At 59.3% G+C, this 984-nt stretch carries 1 protein-coding gene; it reads left to right on the top strand.

The genetic code is table 11. From position 1 onward, the window contains the following. On the top strand, window positions 1-559 hold a 559-nt coding region (locus EOA75_RS33250), incomplete at its 5' end, for an enoyl-CoA hydratase/isomerase family protein (protein ID WP_164747776.1). Between the last annotated feature and the right edge of the window lie 425 nt (window positions 560-984).

The following is a 984-nucleotide window of genomic DNA, read 5'->3' as shown; positions in this document are numbered from 1 at the left end:
GGGGGAGGACTGGGTCCGCGAAGGTCACCGTGTTTTCGACGCGCTAGCTCGACTTCGGGTGCCTCTTATCGCTGCGCTAAATGGCTCGGCCTTCGGTGGCGGGCTCGAGCTTGCTGCAACAGCAGACCTTCGCATCGCTGAAGAAGGAGCGAAGTTTGGTCTTCCTGAAACGGGACTCGGTATGGTGCCTGGTTGGTCCGGCACCCAGCGATTGGTTCGTCGATTTGGTAGTCGCGTTGTTCGCCGCCTTGCACTCGGCGGCGAGATCGTCACTAGCGCCGCTGCCCTAGCCCTCGGGCTCGTCGACGAAGTTGTGCCAGCCGGCGGAAGTCTAGCCGCTGCTCAAGTTTGGGCGGATCGTATATCCCAGCGCGGCCCCATCGCTACGCTCGTGGCCAAGCGCTTGATAAATGCCGCTGAAGGAGAGGACAAAGAAGCTACTCTCGAGATATTGGCGAGCGCGTTTGTCGCGACAACCGATGAATTGAAAGAAGGGGTCGCAAGCTTCCGGGAGAAGCGAAGGCCGCAATTCACTAATCCAGCTTTAGACCCCGCCTGATGCGCATGTCGGGAAACGATTTCGAGGCATACGGCCCCGTGGTTACCGAAACCGCAGCACGTCTCGCCAAGATTTGGCCGCTCGAAGCCCTCGCCCGCCGGGGACATATGAGCGAGCCTCATAGATGCAACAGATCTAAGGAGGGAGTCATGCCACGTCATCCGAATTACGTTCCCCACGGCGTCATTCCCGCTGTTATCCTTCCCTTCGAGGAAGATTCGAGATCGACGAGGTAAGCTTCCGAAAGCACCTGCGCGACGTGGGCGCGGTGGAAGGGCTCTCCGCCATCACGCTGAATGCCCATTCCACCGAAGTTGCCTCCTGCACTTTTGACGAGCAGCGCCGGGTGATGGAGATCGCCCAGGATGAAGTAGGCGACAAATATCCTCTCGTTCATGGCATCTGGGCTGACGGGAGCTTAGAGG

The organism is Mesorhizobium sp. M1A.F.Ca.IN.022.07.1.1, assembly GCF_003997575.1.
Taxonomy (GTDB): domain Bacteria; phylum Pseudomonadota; class Alphaproteobacteria; order Rhizobiales; family Rhizobiaceae; genus Mesorhizobium.
This window is presented reverse-complemented; position numbering and strand designations above follow the sequence as displayed.